The organism is Kitasatospora sp. Ki12 (genome assembly GCF_054601375.1).
In genome coordinates this window covers 221973-239771 of sequence record NZ_BAAIHT010000001.1, presented here as the reverse complement: position 1 = coordinate 239771, position 17799 = coordinate 221973, and the positions used below count along the sequence as shown (strand labels likewise).

19 protein-coding genes are annotated in these 17799 nt (G+C 74.4%); 4 read left to right on the top strand and 15 right to left on the bottom strand.

Annotated features, from left to right (window positions below; all coding sequences use genetic code 11):
* The first annotated feature begins 293 nt into the window (after positions 1-293).
* The gene (locus tag ACYP53_RS01045; protein ID WP_189916363.1) at positions 294-794 is read left to right on the top strand and encodes an SsgA family sporulation/cell division regulator; all 501 of its coding nucleotides are present in this window, start codon (positions 294-296) and stop codon (positions 792-794) included.
* A gap of 46 nt (positions 795-840) precedes the next feature.
* On the opposite strand, the gene ACYP53_RS01040 is transcribed toward ACYP53_RS01045, so the two are convergent.
* From ACYP53_RS01040 to ACYP53_RS01030, 3 genes are all read right to left on the bottom strand, one after another.
* On the bottom strand, positions 841-2280 hold the full coding sequence (locus ACYP53_RS01040; RefSeq protein WP_459646391.1) for a GAF domain-containing protein: 1440 nt from the start codon (positions 2278-2280) through the stop codon (positions 841-843).
* A gap of 211 nt (positions 2281-2491) precedes the next feature.
* Positions 2492-3619 carry a M56 family metallopeptidase gene (locus tag ACYP53_RS01035; RefSeq protein ID WP_459646390.1) on the bottom strand — a complete coding sequence of 376 codons (1128 nt, stop codon included), beginning with the start codon at positions 3617-3619 and terminating at the stop codon, positions 2492-2494.
* Positions 3616-4077 (bottom strand): BlaI/MecI/CopY family transcriptional regulator, encoded by a 462-nt coding sequence (locus ACYP53_RS01030; RefSeq protein ID WP_189916360.1) that lies wholly within the window; start codon positions 4075-4077, stop codon positions 3616-3618. Before ACYP53_RS01030 ends, ACYP53_RS01035 begins: the two co-directional genes overlap by 4 nt.
* A 432-nt stretch (positions 4078-4509) precedes the next feature.
* Here ACYP53_RS01030 and ACYP53_RS01025 point away from each other — a divergent pair, with 432 nt between their 5' ends.
* Entirely contained in the window at positions 4510-5178 is a 669-nt protein-coding gene (locus ACYP53_RS01025) for a phosphatase PAP2 family protein (RefSeq protein WP_459646389.1), read from the top strand.
* A 209-nt stretch (positions 5179-5387) separates the two neighbouring features.
* Positions 5388-5903: a pyridoxamine 5'-phosphate oxidase family protein gene (locus ACYP53_RS01020; RefSeq protein ID WP_459646388.1), complete on the top strand. Its 516-nt coding sequence runs from the start codon at positions 5388-5390 to the stop codon at positions 5901-5903.
* 175 nt (positions 5904-6078) lie between these two features.
* On the opposite strand, the gene ACYP53_RS01015 is transcribed toward ACYP53_RS01020, so the two are convergent.
* The 11 genes from ACYP53_RS01015 to ACYP53_RS00965 all read right to left on the bottom strand — a co-directional run bounded on the left by ACYP53_RS01015 (position 6079) and on the right by ACYP53_RS00965 (position 14935).
* Positions 6079-6681, bottom strand: a complete 603-nt coding sequence (locus ACYP53_RS01015) for a hypothetical protein (protein WP_459646387.1) — start codon at positions 6679-6681, stop codon at positions 6079-6081.
* Positions 6678-7349, bottom strand: coding sequence for a hypothetical protein (locus tag ACYP53_RS01010; protein WP_459646386.1), 672 nt, complete (start codon positions 7347-7349; stop codon positions 6678-6680). Before ACYP53_RS01010 ends, ACYP53_RS01015 begins: the two co-directional genes overlap by 4 nt.
* On the bottom strand, positions 7339-8661 hold the full coding sequence (locus ACYP53_RS01005; protein ID WP_459646385.1) for a putative T7SS-secreted protein: 1323 nt from the start codon (positions 8659-8661) through the stop codon (positions 7339-7341). The genes ACYP53_RS01010 and ACYP53_RS01005 overlap by 11 nt, the downstream gene beginning before the upstream one ends.
* Positions 8658-8957, bottom strand: coding sequence for a hypothetical protein (locus ACYP53_RS01000; protein WP_189916354.1), 300 nt, complete (start codon positions 8955-8957; stop codon positions 8658-8660). Before ACYP53_RS01000 ends, ACYP53_RS01005 begins: the two co-directional genes overlap by 4 nt.
* Positions 8958-9130: 173 nt before the next feature.
* A complete protein-coding gene (locus ACYP53_RS00995) occupies positions 9131-9622 on the bottom strand; it encodes a hypothetical protein (RefSeq protein WP_459646384.1) in 492 nt (163 codons plus the stop codon).
* Between the two features lie 110 nt (positions 9623-9732).
* Positions 9733-10053, bottom strand: coding sequence for a DMT family transporter (locus tag ACYP53_RS00990; protein WP_189916352.1), 321 nt, complete (start codon positions 10051-10053; stop codon positions 9733-9735).
* A gap of 7 nt (positions 10054-10060) precedes the next feature.
* On the bottom strand, positions 10061-10783 hold the full coding sequence (locus tag ACYP53_RS00985) for an HAD family hydrolase (protein WP_459646383.1): 723 nt from the start codon (positions 10781-10783) through the stop codon (positions 10061-10063).
* A 50-nt stretch (positions 10784-10833) separates the two neighbouring features.
* Positions 10834-11919 (bottom strand): ABC transporter ATP-binding protein, encoded by a 1086-nt coding sequence (locus tag ACYP53_RS00980; RefSeq protein ID WP_459646382.1) that lies wholly within the window; start codon positions 11917-11919, stop codon positions 10834-10836.
* A 54-nt stretch (positions 11920-11973) separates the two neighbouring features.
* On the bottom strand, positions 11974-12783 hold the full coding sequence (locus ACYP53_RS00975) for an ABC transporter permease (protein WP_373313741.1): 810 nt from the start codon (positions 12781-12783) through the stop codon (positions 11974-11976).
* Positions 12783-13763 (bottom strand): ABC transporter permease, encoded by a 981-nt coding sequence (locus ACYP53_RS00970; RefSeq protein ID WP_459646381.1) that lies wholly within the window; start codon positions 13761-13763, stop codon positions 12783-12785. Before ACYP53_RS00970 ends, ACYP53_RS00975 begins: the two co-directional genes overlap by 1 nt.
* Before the next feature lie 8 nt (positions 13764-13771).
* The gene (locus ACYP53_RS00965) at positions 13772-14935 is read right to left on the bottom strand and encodes an ABC transporter substrate-binding protein (protein ID WP_459646380.1); all 1164 of its coding nucleotides are present in this window, start codon (positions 14933-14935) and stop codon (positions 13772-13774) included.
* Between the two features lie 414 nt (positions 14936-15349).
* On the opposite strand from ACYP53_RS00965, the gene ACYP53_RS00960 reads away from it, so the two are divergent.
* A complete protein-coding gene (locus ACYP53_RS00960; RefSeq protein WP_459646379.1) occupies positions 15350-16138 on the top strand; it encodes a GntR family transcriptional regulator in 789 nt (262 codons plus the stop codon).
* A 48-nt stretch (positions 16139-16186) separates the two neighbouring features.
* Here ACYP53_RS00960 and tmpA read toward each other — a convergent pair whose 3' ends face one another.
* Positions 16187-17767, bottom strand: a complete 1581-nt coding sequence (tmpA, locus tag ACYP53_RS00955; protein ID WP_459646378.1) for a 2-trimethylaminoethylphosphonate dioxygenase — start codon at positions 17765-17767, stop codon at positions 16187-16189.
* Positions 17768-17799 lie beyond the last annotated feature (32 nt).

The window sequence follows — 17799 nt, the reverse complement described above, 5'->3', positions numbered from 1 at the left end:
CGTATTCTCCCACGCGCTGGCACCGGGCCCGGCTCCGGCCGTCCCGGGCCGTTCCGCGGCGGGCCCGCGCCGGGGAGGGGGAGAGCGTACCAGCGGCCGGTCATACGGTGGACGGGTTCCATCCATTTCTTGGACATCCGTTCGACGTACGGAAGTTGACACTCCGTCCGACAAGCGCGGGTAAGGGGCGGTCGCACCGGAAGGGGGTTATTGCAACCCTCTTGCAACCCTTGCCCGCCGGGCACGCCGTGGCGCACGCTGAGGACATCCCACGCCGTCCCGGAGAGACCGTCATGCCGCCCGACCCGCTGTCCGCAGCCTCAAGTGCACCCCTCGCCGCCACCCCCACGGGCGGCGATGGGGACGGCTCCACCGCCGCTCCGGCGGCGGTGGAGGAGGTGCTGCCCCTGCGGATCTCGCTGGGGGAGGAGGTGGTCGGCGAGGTGCGCACCCGGTTCCGGTTCGACGCCGCCCGCCCGTACGAGGTGCTGCTGACGTTCCACCTGGGGCGGCCGGACGAGGCCGACTGGGTGTTCTCGCGCGAGTTGCTGCGCGACGGCCTGTGCACGTTGAGCGGCCAGGGCGACGTCAAACTGTGGCCGGCGTACTGCCCGTGCCACGGGTCGACGTTGCACCTGGCGCTCGAATCCCCGCACGGCAGCGCCCTGCTGGAGGCCTCCAAGCCCGTGGTGCAGGCCTGGCTGGACCGGACCTACGCGCTGGTCTCCGAGGAGCAGGAGCGCGACTGCGGCCCGACCGACGCCGACCTGGCCGCGCTGCTGGCGAGCGGCTGACGGCCGTCACCCGGTGATCCGCGGGCGGGCGCGCCGCGGACCGGTCTCAGCGGGCGAGCGGGGCGTCCCCGGGCGTACGCGGCGGAGGGACGGCCGCCGTGCCGGGCAGCAGGGCCGTCCCGGTCGCCAGCGCGGCCCGCAGCCGCCGGACGGCCGGGGCCGTGGAGGCGGGCAGCAGGTCGTACGGGTCGTCCGGCCCGTCCACGGTGACCAGCACCGACTCGGCGATCCGGTACGGCCGGTGGGCCAGCAGCCCGCCGAGGTAGCGGCGCAGCCGGGACAGCTCGGCGCGCACCGTGACCGTCCGGCCCGCGTCGCCGAACAGCGCCTCGGCGAGCTGGGCGGCGCTGCTGCCCTCGCGCCGGGTAGCGAGCAGGAGCAGCAGTTCGGCGTGGCGCGGGCTGAGCGGGTGGGACCAGCTGCCGGCCGCGCCCCGGACGGACAGCTCGGGGCGGTCCGCCCGGCGCAGGTCGAGCCGGAGCCGGGCGCCCTCGGCCTGTTCGCCGCCCACGGTGCCGGCGCCGCCCTCCCCGGGCGGCCGGACCGGGCGCACCAGCCAGCCGTCGGCGAGCGGTTCCAGCACGCACTCGCCGAGGCCGGGCACCCAGTGCACGGCGGCCGGGGCCCAGCCCTCGCTGGGTACCCGCAGCCGGTTGGGCGGCGGCAGTCCGGCGGCGGCGGCGGTCCAGCCGGCCGCGTCCACCACCAGGGCCGGGCCGCCGACCCGGGCGAGCATCGGCGCGGCCAGGGTGCGCAGCTGGTGCAGCGCCTCCAGCCGGTGGGCGCGCAGCTCGGTCTCGGCCAGCCGGGCGGCGGTGGCGGTGAGCTGGAGCAGGTAGGGGCGGATGCTGTGGGCCGGGCCGCTCAGGTTGATGGCGCCGACCAGCTGTCCGGTACCGGGGTCGTGGACGGGCGCGGCCACGCAGGTCCAGGAGTGGTGGCTGCGCAGGTAGTGCTCGGCGGAGTGGACGTGCATCGGGCGCCGGGCGCGCAGGGCGACCGCGATGCCGTTGGTGCCGACGCTCTCCTCGATCCAGCGGGCGCCGGTGATGAAGCCGATCCGGTCGGCGCTGCGGCGCAGGCCGCGCTCGCCCTCCTGCCAGAGCACGTGGCCCTCGGCGTCGGCGATGGCGAGGATCAGCGGGAGCGCGTCGGTCGGCTCCAGCAGGGTCTGGCGCAGCACCGGCACGACCGTGTCGAGCCCGCTGGCGCGGCGTCTCTGTTCGATTTCGGCCGGGCCGAGCAGGACGGCGGCGGCGCCGCTGTCGGGGTCGAGGCCGAGCCGGCGCAGCCGGGCCCAGGAGTCGCCGATCTCGGGTCGGGGTTCGAGCAGGCCGGGGGCGCCGTTCTCCTCGGGGGAGGCGGGTCCGGTCAGCTCGCGGGCGGCGGCTTCGGCGAGGGTGCGCTCGTGGACCTTGGACAGCTCCGCCGCGGTCGGCGGGGTGCGGCGCTCTGGTCGTCGGGACTGCCGTCCGGTCTGCCGCACTCGGTCCGCTCCTCGCCGCCGTTCGAGGTCGCGCCGGGGCCGACGCGCTGACGAAAGCGTACGGGGGCGCTGGGTCCGTGGGGATGGGGTCTGCCAACTCGGCATACCGGACGGTACGGAACGGCGGCCGCGGGCGGCGCGGCCGCCGTCCCGCGCCGTGCGGGCGGTTTCAGTGCCGCGCGCGGCACGCTTCAGCGCCGTGCGACCGGCTTCAGTGCCGCGCCTCCGCGCCCTGCTGAGCCGCCTCGACGACGTGGTGCAGGTCGGCGGTGGCCTCCAGGGTGGCGCCGGTGCTCAGGGCCAGACAGGCGGCCAGGGCCAGCGCGACGGCCCGCAGCCGGGTACCGGGGGCGGCGGCCGGCCGGGGCTGCAGCAGCGCGGCGACCCGGCGCGGGACCGGCCCGGAGTGGGCGGCGGGGGCCAGCCGGGGCCGGTCCGGCCGCGGGGCGCGGCTCGCGGCCAGGGCGGCCCGGCCGACCGCCCGGGCGGTCACGGTGCGGTCGCCGACCCGGGCCGCCGCCACCTCGTCGGCCCAGCGCTCCAGGTGGTACCCGAGGGGCGTGCGCAGCGCGCGGAGCGCCGGGTGGATGCCGGCGGCGTGCTCGGCGACGGCGAGGAAGACGTGGTGACGGGCGGCCAGGTGGGCACGCTCGTGCGCGAGCAGGGCGGAGCGCTCCGGCCCGCTGAGGGCGCCCAGCATGCCGGAGGTGACCACGATCCGGCCGGGCTCACCCGGTCGGCCGGGGCGGCGCAGCCGGCCGGGCAGGGCGAAGGCGTCGGCGCGCTCGTCGTCGAGGACGGCGAGCGGCGGCTCGGCGGGGCGCAGCAGGGCGGTGAGGGCCGTGAGGGCGGAGCGGAGGGGGCGGCGGAGCGGGGGCCGGGGCGGAGCGGTGAGGCGGTCCGGGGTGGCGAGGCGGTCCGGGGTGCGCGTTCGGCGCACGGTGGCGCGCCGGGGGCGCATGTCCGGATGCTGGTCGGCGGGCGGAAGGGCGGCCCGGGCCGTGCGCAGTTCCCGCCGTCGGCGGCGGGCCGTGCGCACCGCCAGCGCGGTGAGCGCGGCCAGGGCCAGGGTGGCCGCGAGGGCGGCGAACGGGGCGTCCGGGGCGGCCGCGGTGAGCCAGGGCAGCGAGAGGTGGCCGAGGGCGGCGACCGGCGGCAGCTGGAGCAGCCCGTCGGCGGCGAGCAGGCCGAGCGAGCAGAGCGTGCCCCCGGCCAGTACGGCGGTGCTGCCGGCCAGGGTCCAGGCGGCGGCCCGCGGCGACAGCGCCTCGGCGAGGCGGCGGGCCAGCGGCGCGGCCAGGAACGGCAGCAGCAGCGGGGCCCAGACGGCGATCATCATCGGCCGACAGCCCCCGGGCGGCCGTCGTGGGGGCCGTCGGCGCCGGTTCCGAGGACGGCGGGGCCGCCGGCTCCGGTGTCCGGGGTGGCGGGGCCGTCGCCGAGCAGGTCGCGGAGCAGCTGTTCGTCCTCGGCGGAGAGGTCGGAGACGAAGCGGGCCAGCACGGTGGAGCGGTCGGCCTCGCGGCGCAGCTCGGTGTGCATCCGGCGGGCGGCCAGACCGGCGGTGTCCTGGACGGTCGGGGTGTAGGCGTACGCGCGGCCGGCCCGGGTGCGTTCGACCGTCCCCTTGTCGTGCAGCCGGGCCAGGATCGTGGCGATGGTGGTGCGGGCGAGGTCCCCGCCGAGCGCCGCCTGGACGTCCTGCGGCGTCAGCGGCCGCCGGGCCGACCAGAGCGCGGCCAGCACCTCGGCCTCCAGCTCCCCGGCGGGCCGGCGGGCGGACGGTACGTCGGACATGGCGGCGTTTCCTCCAAGTTTCGTCTACAGTCTCGTAGACCGTCTACGCGACTGTAGACGGCCTGGGCGTGTCCTGCGGTGAGCCGCCCTCCAACGTACGGGAGGTCCTTCGGTCGTGCTCCGGTTCCCCGGCGATCGCGCCCGCCCGGCCCGTCCGGTGCTCCGAACGGTGCCAGTTCCGCCGCGTCGCGTACGGGAGCGGCCGGTCCGCTCGTTCACCCTCCGGCGGGCCGTCGGCAGTGCGGTCGAGGCGATCGGCACGGTCCGGGCGGCCCGCGGGGTGCGCGCCGGGCGCGGGCCCGGCACCTCGCCGCCCGGACGCGACCGATATCGGCCGCCCACCATCGGTCTGGTAGTAGTTGTCCCCGTGCTCCCCAATGTTCTCGAACTGTTCAGCGCCCGTAAGGCGCCACGTCACGGAGGTGACGCGTGATGTCCTCCCGGGCCCTGGCCGTCTACGACGGCAGCGGCATCGACGGCAGCCTCTACACCCGGGTCAACGGGTGGGCGCAGTCGGCCCCGCACTGGCTGGACGAGCTGATCAAGGCCTGGTCGGCGTTCGGCCTGGGACTGTTCGCGCTCTTCATGTTCTGGTCGTGGTGGCGGGCGCGCGGCGCCGACTCCGCGGTGATGGCGAAGGTGCTGGCCTCGCCGCTGATCGTGGTCATCGCGTACGCCGTCAACTCGGTGTTCAAGGGGATCGTCGAGGAGACCCGACCCTGCGCGCAGATCCCCGGCAGCCTCTCGCTGGAGGCCTGCCCGGGCGCCGGGGACTGGTCCTTCCCGAGCAACCACTCGGTGATCGCCTTCGCGGCGGCGGCCGCGCTCTGGTTCGTCGACCGGCGGCTCGGCTGGGTGGCCGGGCTGTTCGCGGTGCTGATGGCCGCCTCCCGGGTCTGGGTCGGCGTGCACTACCCGCACGACGTGGCGGTGGGCGCGCTGGTCGGCCTGCTGGCCGCGGTGGCGCTGGCGCCGGTCGCGGGGCGCTGCGGGCCGCTGGTGGACCGGATGCGAGCCGGCGCGCTGCGGCCGCTGCTCGGGCCGGGCGAGCTGCCGGTGGTCAGCCGCGGCTACTCCGCGTCGGGGGCGCAGCGGCACTGAGGCGGCCGGGCGCGGGCGGGTCCGGCGATCCCGCCGGTCCTTCCGATCCCGCCGAACCCGCCGATTCCACCCGTTCCGCGACCCTTGTCCGTCCGGGGTGGCGGGTAGAGCATGTGAGCCGGGCGTGGGGCCTCCTGAGGGGGCGCCCGCCCGGCTCAGTCGTGCTCGGGGCGCGTGGGCGCCGGGCGTGCCAGCGGAGGGAGTGCCGAATGCCGTACAGACTCGACATCACGCAGGGGGACTGGCCCGGCGATCTGCTGCACAAGGGCGTCGAGGGGCTGCTCGCGGAGGCGATGGTGCTCACCCTCGCCACCGCCGGCCACGAACACGGGCCGCACGCCAACCTGGCCTTCTTCGCCTACGACGAGGAGCTGGTCCTCTACTTCGTCAGCGAGCGCTCCACCCGGCACAGCCACCACCTCGCCGAGGAGGCCCGGGCCGCCGCCACGGTGTTCCTGCCGCCGCCGGTCTTCGGCGAGCAGCTGCGCGGGCTGCAGCTGACCGGCAGCGCGAGCGAGGCCTGGGGGCGGCAGGCGGAGGCGGCACTGGCGGCGTACCAGGGTCGGTACCCGGCCTTCGCGCAGGACGAGGACGTCCGGCGGCAGTTCCTCACCGGGGGCGGCGCGGCGGCCCTCTACCGGTTCCAGGTCGAGGAGCTGACGGCGGTGGACGAGCCGAACTTCGGCCGGCGCAACTACCTGCGGGCGCGGGTGGTACGGGGGTAGGACCCCTCTTCGGACCCCGGCCGCGGGGCGACACCGGGGCACGCGCCCCGACAGGCCCCAGGGCCCCTCTTCGGGCCCCCGGCCGCGGGGCGTTCGAAGGAGGCCCCGGCCGCTTCCCGCCGCGGGTGGACGTCGTGTCGGCGCCCGCCGCCCCACCGGTGCGGGGGCTTGCCGGTCACCCCGTGGTTCCGCGGGGGCGGTTGCCGAGGTGGGCGAGGCAGAGGACGAGGGCCGCGATGGCGGCGTTGAGTCCGATGACGGACCACAGGGAGGCCGATGAGGCCGCCTCGCCCGGGAGTTTGGGGGCGACGCGTCCGGCCGGGTCGATGCGGACGGTGACGGTGTCGCCGGGCTTGAAGCGTTCGGAGTCCTGGGCCAGCGGCCCGCCGGGGACGGTGGCGCCGTCCGCCGAGGTGAGGGTGTAGCTCCAGGTCGTCGAGCCGCGGGACGACCTGTCGGCCTTCTCGGACGCCACCACGGCGTTCACCTCGCGCCCGGAGGACAGCACGAGGTTCTGCCAGGCGTCGCCGCCCGCGGCGGTGGCCAGAACGACGGCCAGGGCCACCAGGGCCAGCGCCCCGCCGGTGTCCTTGTAACCGGGGTCGCTGCCGGGCCCCCGGAGCTTCGCCAGTCCCACGCCCGCCACCACGAGGTAGAGGATCACCAGGCCGACGACGAGGGCGGTGCCGACGTAGGCGCCGGCGAGGACGACGGTGACGAACAGGCCGGTCAGGACGGCGGCGAGGGCGCAGGCCCGGCGGACGGGGGCGGTCGTCATCCGAAGGCCTTCCGGATGTTGTCCCACTGCTCGGCCGGCAGGCCGTCGGCGCTCTCGTCCCGGGGCGGGTGGAAGGAGATGCCGCGGAACGCGGTGGCGAGCAGGGGCAGCCACTCGTCCCAGTGGTCGAGGTCCTCGGTGGTGAAGACGGCGGCGACCACGTGGGGGCTCCACGGGTGGGGGAGCAGCAGTTCGAGCTGGCGCACCGTGCTGACGGTGGATTCGGGGACGCCCCACACCGCGCCCGGCACGGGGACCTCGACGTCGCGCGCGACGAGGGCGGCCCGGCCGACCGGGAGGTCGACCACGCCGACGTCGGCGTCGGGCCAGGCCTCGGCCAGCTCCTCGGCGACGCGGGCGGGGTAGCTCCCGGGCGGGCCGAGCTCCTGCGGGCGGAGGAAGACGGTGAACATGCCGTGGACGGGCTCGCCGTCCCCGGCGCGGACCAGGCAGCCGGACACGTGGACGGCGCCCTCGCGCAGTTGGGCCTGGAACGCGGTCTCGGCGGCGATCACCGCGCTGAGCTTCTGCTCGGGCGCGGCGTCGGGGAAGAGCGCGTCCAGCTGCTCGGCGGTGCGGGCCATCCGGTCGCCGAGGTCCTCGGTCGGGTCGACGGAGGTGAAGCCCCCGGGGAGGGTGAGCCAGAGCGGCGGGTTCTCAGCGTCCATAGCCGGCCGCCCATCCGCCGAGGCCGAGCAGGTTGCCGACGGTGGACACGGTGCCGACGACGGCGTTGGCCTTGCCGCCGCCGGCGGCGAGGCCGCCCGAGCCGAAGAGGTTGTTGGCGCCGGTGGTGTAGTTGACCGCGCTGGTCAGGCCGTTGCTCGGGTTGTCCTGGGTGAGGGCGTACGCGGTCGGGGCGTTGAGTCCGGCGGTGGTGACGGCCTGGACGCCGTCGGAGACGTCCATCGCGGCGGCCTTGGAGAGCCCGAGCTTGATCGCGGGCTTCTCGATCGCGGTGGTGAAGATCGGGTTGGCCGGGTCGACCGCGCGGGCGGCGGACCGGACCTCGGTCGTCCCGGCGGTGACCGCGCCGCGCACTCCCTTCCCGGCGAGGCTCGCCTCCCGGGCGGCGGTCACGCCCTTGGCGGCGACGCCCACGCCGGGGATCGCGCCGAGCACGTCGCCGCCCAGGGTCAGCCAGTTGCCGATGTTCTTCTGCGGCGGCCACAGCTGGCCCTTGACGGCGTACTGGGTGGCGTGCGCGCCCGCGGCGGCGGCGCTCAGCAGGATGGCGGGCAGGGCGAGCGCGGGGAAGAAGATCGCGGCGACGCCGCAGACGCCGGCCGCCACCGTCAGCAGGTCCGCGCCGTGGTTCTTCAGCCAGTTGCCGACCTTGCTGAGCCAGCCCGGCTCCGGCGGGGCCTTGCTGTCGGCGGCCTTGCGGATGGCGTCGGCCGTCTTGTGGGCGTCCGACGTGTGGGCCTCGGCGAGTTCGTGGGCCTGGTTCCGCAGGCCGGTGAGTTCGTCGGCGGCGCTGGTGACCAGGTCGGCGGCCGCGTCGAGGTGGCTCTTCGCCTTGGTGTAGCGCTGTTCGGCGGCGGCGAGGGAGGCGTCGTCGGGGAAGCTCTGGCCGGCCAGTTTGAGGTCGGGGGCCGCCGCCGCGGTGGCGTGGGCCTGCTCGGCCTGTTCCTTGTGCTGTTTGGCGGTGACCGCGGCGCGCGCCAACTCGGCGGCCTTGGGCTGGTGTTCGGTGAGCGCCCGGTACCAGACGTCGAGTGCCTGGTAGGCGGCGGTGATGGAGTCGGCGGCGTCCTGCAGGTACGCGGGGAGCTTGCCGAACTGGCCGGCGAAGGCCTTGGCCGCGTCGCCGGTCCACTGGCCCTGGTTGGCGGAGAGCTGGGCGAGCGTGGTGTGGACGTCGGTCAGGTGCTGGCCCACCCGGCGCAGGCTTCCGCTGAGGCCGGTGACGGCGGCGGAGTCGCCGGGGGTGGGGTTGAAGCCGAGGCCGGACCAGTCGGGCGGCGTGGGTGCGGTCATGACTGCCCCGCCGCGGGGGTGAGGGCCTTGGTGATGCTCTGCTCGGTGCCGTCGTAGTTCTGCTGCACCTTGTCCAGGCCGTCGTCGAGGATCTTGACGCACTCGCGGACCTTCTTCAGGCCGTACTCCCACTTGCTCTGGAAGTGCCCGCAGGCGTCGTCCAGGAAGTCGAACCCGGTGCCGGTGCGGCTCGCCTCCCGGAGTGCCTTGAGCCCCTGGTCGAGTTCGTCGCCGCAGCCTTTGAGGTCTTGGGCCAACTTGGCGAGGAATTCGGTGCTGACCGTGAAATCGGCCACTTTCGCCCCCCGTGCGTCGATTGTCGGACCGGGTGAGCATAGCCCTCGCCAGTGCGCGGTTGATCGGTTCCTGTCGATCAACTTGCCTGTACGGACGTATTTTTGACGATACCTTTACGGGCCGTCGACGCCGCCTCGGCGCCGGCGGCCCCGGCCGGACGGGTGCGGTGGCGTCAGCGGCGCCAGAAGCCGCGCTTCTTCGGGGTGACGAGGTCCACGACCGCCGCGACGAAGAGTTCGGCGACGGGGGAGGGGCCCCGGCCGTGGTTGAGGTGGCTCTCGGAGGTCCACTCGCCGAGGACGGTGCCGGGGCTGCCGTCGAGGGGATCGAAGGCGTGCTCCAGGGTCACGTAGCGGATGGTCCGGGAGCCCCGGGGGTGGACGGCGGCGACGTAGTGGGCCTCGGTGGCGCCGACCGGGGTGGGCAGGGTGACCAGCAGCATGTGGTGGCCGTCGACCGAGAGGTGGCGGCAGTCGAGGCCGTGGGTGGGCAGGCGCTCCTCGGGCGGGAGGGTCCGGCCGAGGTCGTCCCAGATCTGGGTGACGACCGGCAGCAGGCTGCCGCCGTCCGGGGTCGGGGTGGCCACGCGGGGGCCGAACTCCAGTACTTGGCGGGCGAGCTCGCGGTGGGCGAAGCGGTAGTGATGGCGCCGGGGGTCCGTCATGGGGGACACGGTAGCGAACGGCTCGGGGCGGGAAGTCGGGGGTCCGACTTCCCGCCCCGGCAGGCGAGTTGGGCAGCTTGTTCGCGAACTGACGACAGGTCAGGTGGCCGTCAGTGGCTGCCCTTGAGGTTGAGCACGACCACCCCGACGATCACCAGCGCGAGCCCCAGCCACTGCAGCCGGCCGAGCGACTCGCCGAAGGCGACCACGCCGATCCCGGCGACCGCCGCGGTGCCGGCCCCCGACCAGACCGCGTAGGCGACCGAGACCGGGATGTGCTTGAGCGCCCGGCCGAGCAGGTAGAAGGAGAGCGCGTAGCCGATGCCGACCCCGAGGCTGGGCCAGAGGCGGGTGAACCCCTCGGTGAGTTTGAGGCAGCTGGTGGCGCAGACCTCGCTCAGGATGGCGAGGGCGAGCAGGACGTAAGGCATGTCGGTGTCAAACCGCCGGGGCGGCGGTGAGCTTCCCGAGCAGCGCGAGATCGGCCTGCTCCAGGCTGCCGAGCAGGGTGATCCGGGCGCCGTCCGGCATCGGGGTCGGGGTGGAGGGTACGGCGAGCACGGCGCAGCCGGCCGCGCTGGCGGAGGCGACCCCGGTCGGGGTGTCCTCGACGGCGAGGCAGACCGCCGGGTCGAGGCCGAGCCGCTCGGCGGCGGCGAGGTACGGGTCGGGGGCGGGCTTGGTGCGCACGGTGTCCTCGGCGGCCAGGGTGACGGCGAACCAGTCCCGGCCGATCACGGACAGCACCAGGTCCACCACCTCGCGCGGGGAGGCGGAGACCAGCGCGGTGGGCACCCGGGCGTCCCGCAGCGAGGCCAGCAGGGCGAGCGCGCCGGGGCGCGGCACCGTCTCCGCGGCGACCTTGCCGGCGAAGGACTCGCCCAGGCGGGCGGCGAGCTCGGCCTCGCCGAGCGCGGTGCCGCTGACCCGGTGCAGGTGGGCGGCGGTGTGCTCGACGGCCTGGCCGAGCACCTCGGGGGCGTCCTGGTCGGTGAGCGGGTGGCCGAGCTCCTCGGCGATCTCGGCGGCGGTCTGCCACCACAGCTGCTCGGTGTCGACCAGGGTGCCGTCCATGTCGAAGAGGACGGCGGCGGGCAGGGCGGCGGCGGGGGTTCCCGGGGCTCCGGGCAGGGCGGATTCGGGCAGGGCGGATTCAGGCATGGCGGTACCTTCGGTGGTTCTCAAGGACGGAGCAGGGACGTGCAAGGCTCTCAGGCCGGGCGGCGGTCCACCAGCACGGGGCGCTCCGGCAGGGTGAGCTCGGCGCGCGAGCCGGCCGGCAGGGCGGCGGTGGCCTCGGTCGGCAGGTCGGCCTTGACCTCGGTGCCGTCGTCGAGGCGGACGGTGAGCCGGGTGACGGCGCCCAGGAAGGACGCGGAGACCACCAGGGCCGGGCCGTTCTCGGCGGGCGTGAGGGAGACGTTCTCCGGGCGGACCAGCACGTGCAGTTCGCCGTCGGCCGGGATGTCGCCGTCCACCGCGTGGCGGCGGCCGAGCACCTCGACGCCGTCCGAGGCGCGGGTGCACGGGATGCGGCTCATGGTGCCGACGAACTCGGCGACGAAGGCGGTGGCCGGCCGGCCGTACAGCTCGGACGGCGTGGCGCACTGCTCCAGCCTGCCCGCGCGCAGCACCGCGACCCGGTCGGCCATGGACAGCGCCTCCTCCTGGTCGTGGGTGACGAACAGGGTGGTGATGCCCAGCTCCTGCTGCAGGCGCCGGATCTCCTCGCGCAGCTGCAGCCGGACCTTGGCGTCCAGCGCGGACAGCGGCTCGTCCAGCAGCAGCACCCGCGGCTGCAGGGCGAGCGCGCGGGCGAGCGCGATGCGCTGCTGCTGGCCGCCGGACATCTGGTGCGGGAAGTGCTCGGCCCGGTGCGGCAGGCCGACCAGCTCCAGCAGCTCCTGGGCGCGCTTGCGGCGGTCGGCCTTGCCGGAGCCGCGCATCCGCAGCCCGAAGGCGACGTTGTCCAGCGCGGTCAGGTGCGGGAAGAGGCTGTACGACTGGAACACCATGCCCGCGTCGCGCTTGTGCGCCGGGATCGCGGTGATGTCCCGGCCGTCGACCAGGACCTCGCCGGAGTCGTGCTGCTCGAAGCCGGCCAGGATGCGCAGCGCGGTGGTCTTGCCGCAGCCGGACGGGCCGAGCAGGGCGAGCAGTTCGCCCGGGTGGACGGTGAGGGCCAGGCCGTCGAGGGCGGTGGTGGCGCCGAACGAGCGGCGCAGCGAGCGGAACTCGACGGTGGCGCTGCCGGGGGCGAGCGCGACTCCGGTGACGGGGGCGGGGGCCGTGGTCATGGCAGGGGACTCCTGGAAAGCGGGGGGTGGTTCAGGACCGTACGGGCGGTGCGCTCAGGAGCGCGCGGCCTTGCGGCCGCGGCCGACGGCGGACATCAGCAACAGGACGAGCCAGACGATCAGCAGGCTGAGCATGGAGACCGCGACCGACATCTGGCCGTCGCTCTTGCCGTTGGAGCTGATCCACACCGAGAAGGGGGCGAAGCCGAGGATGGAGGCGGTGGTGAACTCGCCGAGCACCAGGGCGACGGTGAGCACGGCCGCGTTCAGCAGCGCGCTGCGCAGGTTCGGCAGGACGACGGTGAGCACCGCGCGCAGCCAGCCGGCGCCGCAGTTGCGGGCCGCCTCGACCAGGGTGACGACGTCCACGCCGCGCAGGCCGGCGTCGATCGCCCGGTAGGCGAACGGCAGCGCCATCAGCACGTACGCGATGATCAGGACGATCGGGAAGCCCGGGTCCTGGATCGCCACGATGGTCTGGAAGAACGGTGTGTCCTGGAGGTAGTCCGGGCCCCAGCGCAGCACGCCGATGATGCCGGTGGTCAGCGCGACCACCGGGACGACCAGCGGCAGCGAGCACAGCACCTCGATCACCGGGCGCAGCCGGGGCGCGCCGAGCCGGGCGGCGAGCATCGCGGGGACGAGCAGGAGCAGCAGCACCGCGACGGTGACGCCGGCCAGTTCCAGGCTGAGCACCAGGCTGTCGGTGAAGCCGGGGGCGTTCAGCAGCTCGGTGTAGGCGCGGAAGGTGGTGCCGCCCTTGTTGTCGTCGACGCTGAAGTACAGCGAGGCGGCCAGCGGTACGGCGAAGTAGACGCCGCAGAGCAGCAGGACCAGGCCGCGGCCGAAACGGATGCGATCGATCAGGCGAGCCACTTGGCACTCCGGCGCTGAAGGGGCAGGTACACGGCCATCACCAGGCAGGCGACGACGATCATGTCGAGGCCGAGGGCGAGGGCGAGGTTGCCCTGGCCGACCAGGACGTTGCCGGACAGCGCGTCGCCGATCTGCATCGAGATCAGCGGCACCGAACTGCCCACCATGGCCTCGGCGGTGGCGTACGCGGCGAAGGACGCGCCGAACAGCAGCACGAAGCCGCCGAGCAGCGAGGGCAGCAGGACCGGCAGCGCGACGTGCCGCCAGTACTGCAGCGAGGTGGCGCCGTTGTTGTAGGCGGCCTCGCGCCACTGGACCCGCAGACCCTCCAGGGCCGGGGTGATGGTGATGACCATCAGCGGGACCAGGAAGTAGAGGTAGACCACCGAGAGGCCGGAGAAGGTGTAGAGGCTCCAGCCGTGCGCGGTCAGGCCGAGCTTCTTGGTGACCTCACCGGAGTTGCCGAGGGTGGCGACGAACATGAAGGCGAGCGGCACGCCGCCGAAGTTGGCGAGCACGCCGGAGGCCGACATCACCGCCTCGCGGAACATCCGGAACCGGGAGGTGGCCACCGCCTGGGCCAGCGGCAGGCCGACCACGGTGGCGATCAGCGCGGTCAGCAGCGAGAGCTTCACGCTGCCCCACAGGGCCGTCCAGTAGGCGCCCTGGAGGGAGGCGGTGAGGTTGGCGGTGGTGAACGTGCCGCCGCCGTCGGGCGCGTCCGAGGACGTGGTGAACGCGCCGATGGCGATCGCGACGGCCGGCAGGCCGAAGCCGATCACGAAGAACAGCAGCAGGGGGAGGGCGGCGAGCCAGGCGCGGCCGCGGCCGGCCCGGCGCCTGCCGGGGCGGGGGGCCTTGGCCGTACGGGCCGAGGCCGTGGGGGCGGGGGTTGCGGGGCCGGGGGCGCCCCCGCCGCTCTGGGCGGCGGAGGCGCTGGCCGGCACCGGGGTGGGAGCCGTAGTCATGAGTCAGATCAGCCCGAGATCGCCTTGGCCCAGTTCTCGGTCACGACCTTCTTGGCCGCCGTGGTCTGGTCGTCGGTCGGGAAGGTGGTGAAGGGCTTCTCGACGACCGGCAGCTTGGCGGCGGCGGCCGTGTCCAGGGTGCCGGCGGTCTTCATGGCGTCGAACAGGGCCGGGGTGGCGTAGCCGCCCAGGAAGCCGTTCTGGCCCTCCGTGCTGTAGAGGTACTCCTCCCACAGGCGGGCGGCGGCCGGGTGCGGCGCGTCCTTGTTGATGGCCTGGTTGTAGAAGTTGGCGTAGACGCCGTCGGACGGGATGCTGACCTGCCAGTCGATGCCCTTGTCCTTGAACTTCTCGGCGTAGCCGGCGTTCAGGTACGACCAGTCGATGCTGATCGGGGTCTCGCCCTTCTCGATGGTCGCCGGGGTGACCTCGACCGGGTTGAAGTTGCCGGCCTGCTTCAGCTTGCCGAAGAAGTCGATGCCGGGCTGGATGTTGTCCAGCGAACCGGCGTTGGCCAGGGACGCGGCCATGACCGCGCTGTACGCGGCGTTCGCCTTGGTCGGGTTGCCGTTGAGGGCGACCATGCCCTTGTACTCGGGCTTCAGCAGGTCGGCGAAGGTCTTCGGGCAGGCCGAGACCTTCTTGGCGTCGCAGGCGATCGAGATGTAGCCGCCGTAGTCGTTGTAGCGCAGACCGTCGGCGTCCTTCATGGTGTCCGGGATCTTGGCGAAGTCGGCGACCTTGTACGGGGCGAACAGGCCCTGCTTGGCGCCGGAGGTGGCGAACGCGGCACCCAGGTCGACGACGTCGGGGGCGCGGTCCTGGCCCTTGCGGGAGGTGACCGCGTTGATCTCGTCCTGGCTGGAGCCGTCCGGGTTCTCGTCCTCGATCTCGATCCCGTACTTGGCCTTGAAGCCGTCCATCAGCTTGCCGTAGTTCGCCCAGTCGCGCGGCAGCGTGATGACGTGCAGCTTGCCTTCCTTCTTGGCGGCGGCGACCAGGGCGTCCATGCCGCCGAGGTCGGCGGCCGAGGTGGCGGTCTTGGCGTTCTTGCCGCCCGCGGCGTCACCGGACTTCGCGGAGGAGCCGGCGGAACCGCAGGCGGTGAGGGAGAGCGCGGCGGCGGTCAGGACGGCCGCGAAGGCGGCGGTACGGGCGCGGTGCACGGACACGGGTCAGTCTCCTGAGAAGGGGGAACTGCGAGTGGGCGTCTCGATCGGGGGATCTGGCGAGTGGCGGGTCCGGAGGCGTCCGGGCGTCGGAGCCGTTCGGGGGGCGTCCCGGCGTCGGAGCCGTTCGGAACCGTCCGAGTCGTTCGGAACCGTCCGAGTCGTTACCGTCCGAGTCGTTCGGAACCGTCCGAGTTGACTAGCCAACTTCGCTGACGGGGGTAAGTACGCCGGAGTCCGGTGACGGGAAGGTGAACGGACGGCTCAGAACCGGGGTCGGCTGCGGGAACGGTCGAATCCGGCCATCGGAGCGTGATCCGTTCGATGCGATGCTTCGAATGCGCCGCGGGATAGGGTCGGGCTGTCCGCGCCCGTACCGCTGCGCAGGACACCGCCCCAGGAGGGACATTGACTGACGTGGCAACTGAGCCTCAGCGGCCCGCCGCGACCGAGGAGCGAGGCTCCGGCGCGCTGTACCGGAAGGTGGCCGCCGACCTGCGCGAGGCCATCACCACCGGTGCGTACGGCGAGGCCGGCCGGCTGCCCGCCGAGGGTGCGCTGGCCGAGCAGTACGGCGTCTCCCGCGGCACCGTCCGCCAGGCGCTCGCGCTGCTGCGCTCCGACGGACTGGTCACCTCCCGCCGCGGCACCCGCCGGGTCGTCCTCGGCGGCGCCCGGGTGCAGAGCTTCTCCGAACTGCTCAGCTTCACGCACTGGGCGTACTCGATGGGCGAGGAGCCCGGCGGCATCCTGGACTCGCTGGTGCGCCGCCCGGCCGACGCCGTCGAGCGCGAGCAGCTGCGCCTGGCACCGGGCGCCGACGTGTACGTGACGGTCCGGCTGCGCACGCTCTCCGGCACGCCGGTGATGGTCGAGCGCACCGTCTACCCGCCGCGGGTCGGCGAGATCGTCGCCGAGCTGCCGGCGGACGTGGTCTCGCACACCGAAGTGCTGCGCGAGCACGGCATCCTGTTCACCGACGCCGACCACACCATCGACATCGTCGCCGCCAACGCCGAGGACGCCCGGCTGCTCGGCTGCCGCCGGGGCGGCCCGCTGCTGCGCGAGCGGCGGCGCACCACCGACCCGACCGGCACCCCGGTGGAGTGGTCCCAGGACCGCTACCTGCCGGGCACGGTGGCCTTCAGCGTGCACAACTCCCTCGCCACCTCGGCGCTTTCGCGGCACGCCCGGGAGCTGGACTGAAACACGCGGCGCGCCCCTTCGGCTCGGGGCGGGGGCCTTCGCCGTGGCTCAGCGCATGAGGGAGAGCAGCAGCGGGCGGTAGTGGTCGAAACCGGCGGTGGGGGCGCCGGCCGCCTTCGCCTGCTCGTCCCAGCGTCGGACGGCCAGCGCGTCGACCGCGCCCGGGAGTTCGACGAACTCCCGCGCCTCCCGCTCGCCCATCGGGCCGCCCTGGACGGTCAGCGTGTACTCCGAGGCCGCGGACAGCCGGGCACGGTAGTCGGGCTCGACCGCGCACAGGTAGCGCTTGGCGGCCACGTGCAGCCGGACCGGCTCGGTGACCTCCGGGCCGAACCAGCGGGCCAGCCAGTCGGCGCCGGTGTGGCTGTGCCGGTTGTCCTGACCCTGCATCAGATCCCTTCCGTGCAGCGCACCTTGGAAGTGTCCGACGTCGTGCAGCAGGGCGGCCGCGACCAGGTGGTCCGGTGCCCCGGCGGCCTCGGCGGCGGCCGCGGCCTGCAGCATGTGCTCCGCCATCGTCACCTCCTCGCCCAGGTACTCCCCGGCGCCCTCGCCCGCGAACAGCCCGGCGATCGCGTCCAGCGCGGCCGCGCGGCGGTGCAGCACCGCGAGGGTGGAGGACAGCGAGTCCAGGTCCGCGTAGCAGCCCTGGAGGTGCCGGTGGCCGTCCTGCCGGAACGCCGTACGGGCGTGCAGGAGGCGGGTGTTGTCGAAGACCAGGCAGTCGCCGGGGCCGAGGCGGAAGGTGAGCTGCAGCTCGGGACGCAGGGTGATCGCGGCGAACCGGCGGTAGGCGGCGTAGAACGCGCTCAGCCGGTCGCCGCTGCCGCGCAGGGTGCCGATCGAGCGGTTGTTGAACCGCACCTCGCGGATCCGGCCCAGCGGGTCCACCTCGATCAGCGGACGGTCGGCCCGCAGCTCGGTGCGGCGGTCGCGGAAGACGAAGGGGACGGGCGTGCGGGTGAGCGTCTCGAAGTCCGCCGGCGACTCCGCGCGGAGGACGGCCGCCGCCTTGAACCCGTCCACCAGCCCGGAGTCCCCGCCGGTCGCCGAGTTCTCCAGGCAGTGCAGCAGCTGCAGGGTCGGCACCGGGTCGCGGTACGGGTTGTCGGTGTGCGGGGCGATCGCGACGCTGGTGAAGGCGAGGTTGTTCGGGTCCGGCTCGACCCGGACGTCGAACAGCTCCCCGTAGTTGGTGACCCGCACGTAGCCGAAGCTCTCCGCCACCCGCAGCACCTGCCCCTCCACCGTCGGCACCCCGCGCAGCACCGCGAACCCGCTGCGGCGGACGGCGGCGAGCACGGCGGCCTGCTCGGCCGGGTCGGCGAGGTAGGCCTCCCACTCCGCCTCGGGGATGCCGCGGGCGAAGTCCCCGGCCGTCCAGAGCCGCTTGCCCTCCTCGGTGCGGCCGTCCTCCCCGGCTTCCTCCGCCAGCCAGGAGAGCGGGTAGCGGGAGCGGTGCCCGTCCGACCAGAGCACCTCCAGCCGTCCGTCGGCCTCGGTGCTCGCCGCGACCGCCAGGTCCTGGGGCAGGTCGTCGATCTGGAACAGCTTCTGCCCGTTCCGGGGGTCCCGGCACTCGGCGCACGGGCAGTTGTCGCGCAGCCAGTACGGCGGCAGCTCGGTCATGGGTGGTCTCCTCCTCGGTGGCCTTTCGGGCC

Bases quoted from the DNA above. Each gene is read 5' to 3' on its own strand.
- ACYP53_RS00980 (WP_459646382.1), bottom strand. From the start codon at position 11,919: ATGACCACGGCCCCCGCCCCCGTCACCGGAGTCGCGCTCGCCCCCGGC.
- ACYP53_RS01020 (WP_459646388.1), top strand. From the start codon at position 5,388: ATGCCGTACAGACTCGACATCACGCAGGGGGACTGGCCCGGCGATCTG.
- ACYP53_RS00985 (WP_459646383.1), bottom strand. From the start codon at position 10,783: ATGCCTGAATCCGCCCTGCCCGAATCCGCCCTGCCCGGAGCCCCGGGA.
- tmpA (WP_459646378.1), bottom strand. From the start codon at position 17,767: ATGACCGAGCTGCCGCCGTACTGGCTGCGCGACAACTGCCCGTGCGCC.
- ACYP53_RS01025 (WP_459646389.1), top strand. From the start codon at position 4,510: ATGTCCTCCCGGGCCCTGGCCGTCTACGACGGCAGCGGCATCGACGGC.
- ACYP53_RS01010 (WP_459646386.1), bottom strand. From the start codon at position 7,349: ATGGACGCTGAGAACCCGCCGCTCTGGCTCACCCTCCCCGGGGGCTTC.
- ACYP53_RS01045 (WP_189916363.1), top strand. From the start codon at position 294: ATGCCGCCCGACCCGCTGTCCGCAGCCTCAAGTGCACCCCTCGCCGCC.
- ACYP53_RS01005 (WP_459646385.1), bottom strand. From the start codon at position 8,661: ATGACCGCACCCACGCCGCCCGACTGGTCCGGCCTCGGCTTCAACCCC.
- ACYP53_RS01030 (WP_189916360.1), bottom strand. From the start codon at position 4,077: ATGTCCGACGTACCGTCCGCCCGCCGGCCCGCCGGGGAGCTGGAGGCC.
- ACYP53_RS00970 (WP_459646381.1), bottom strand. From the start codon at position 13,763: ATGACTACGGCTCCCACCCCGGTGCCGGCCAGCGCCTCCGCCGCCCAG.
- ACYP53_RS01035 (WP_459646390.1), bottom strand. From the start codon at position 3,619: ATGATGATCGCCGTCTGGGCCCCGCTGCTGCTGCCGTTCCTGGCCGCG.
- ACYP53_RS00995 (WP_459646384.1), bottom strand. From the start codon at position 9,622: ATGACGGACCCCCGGCGCCATCACTACCGCTTCGCCCACCGCGAGCTC.
- ACYP53_RS00990 (WP_189916352.1), bottom strand. From the start codon at position 10,053: ATGCCTTACGTCCTGCTCGCCCTCGCCATCCTGAGCGAGGTCTGCGCC.
- ACYP53_RS01015 (WP_459646387.1), bottom strand. From the start codon at position 6,681: ATGACGACCGCCCCCGTCCGCCGGGCCTGCGCCCTCGCCGCCGTCCTG.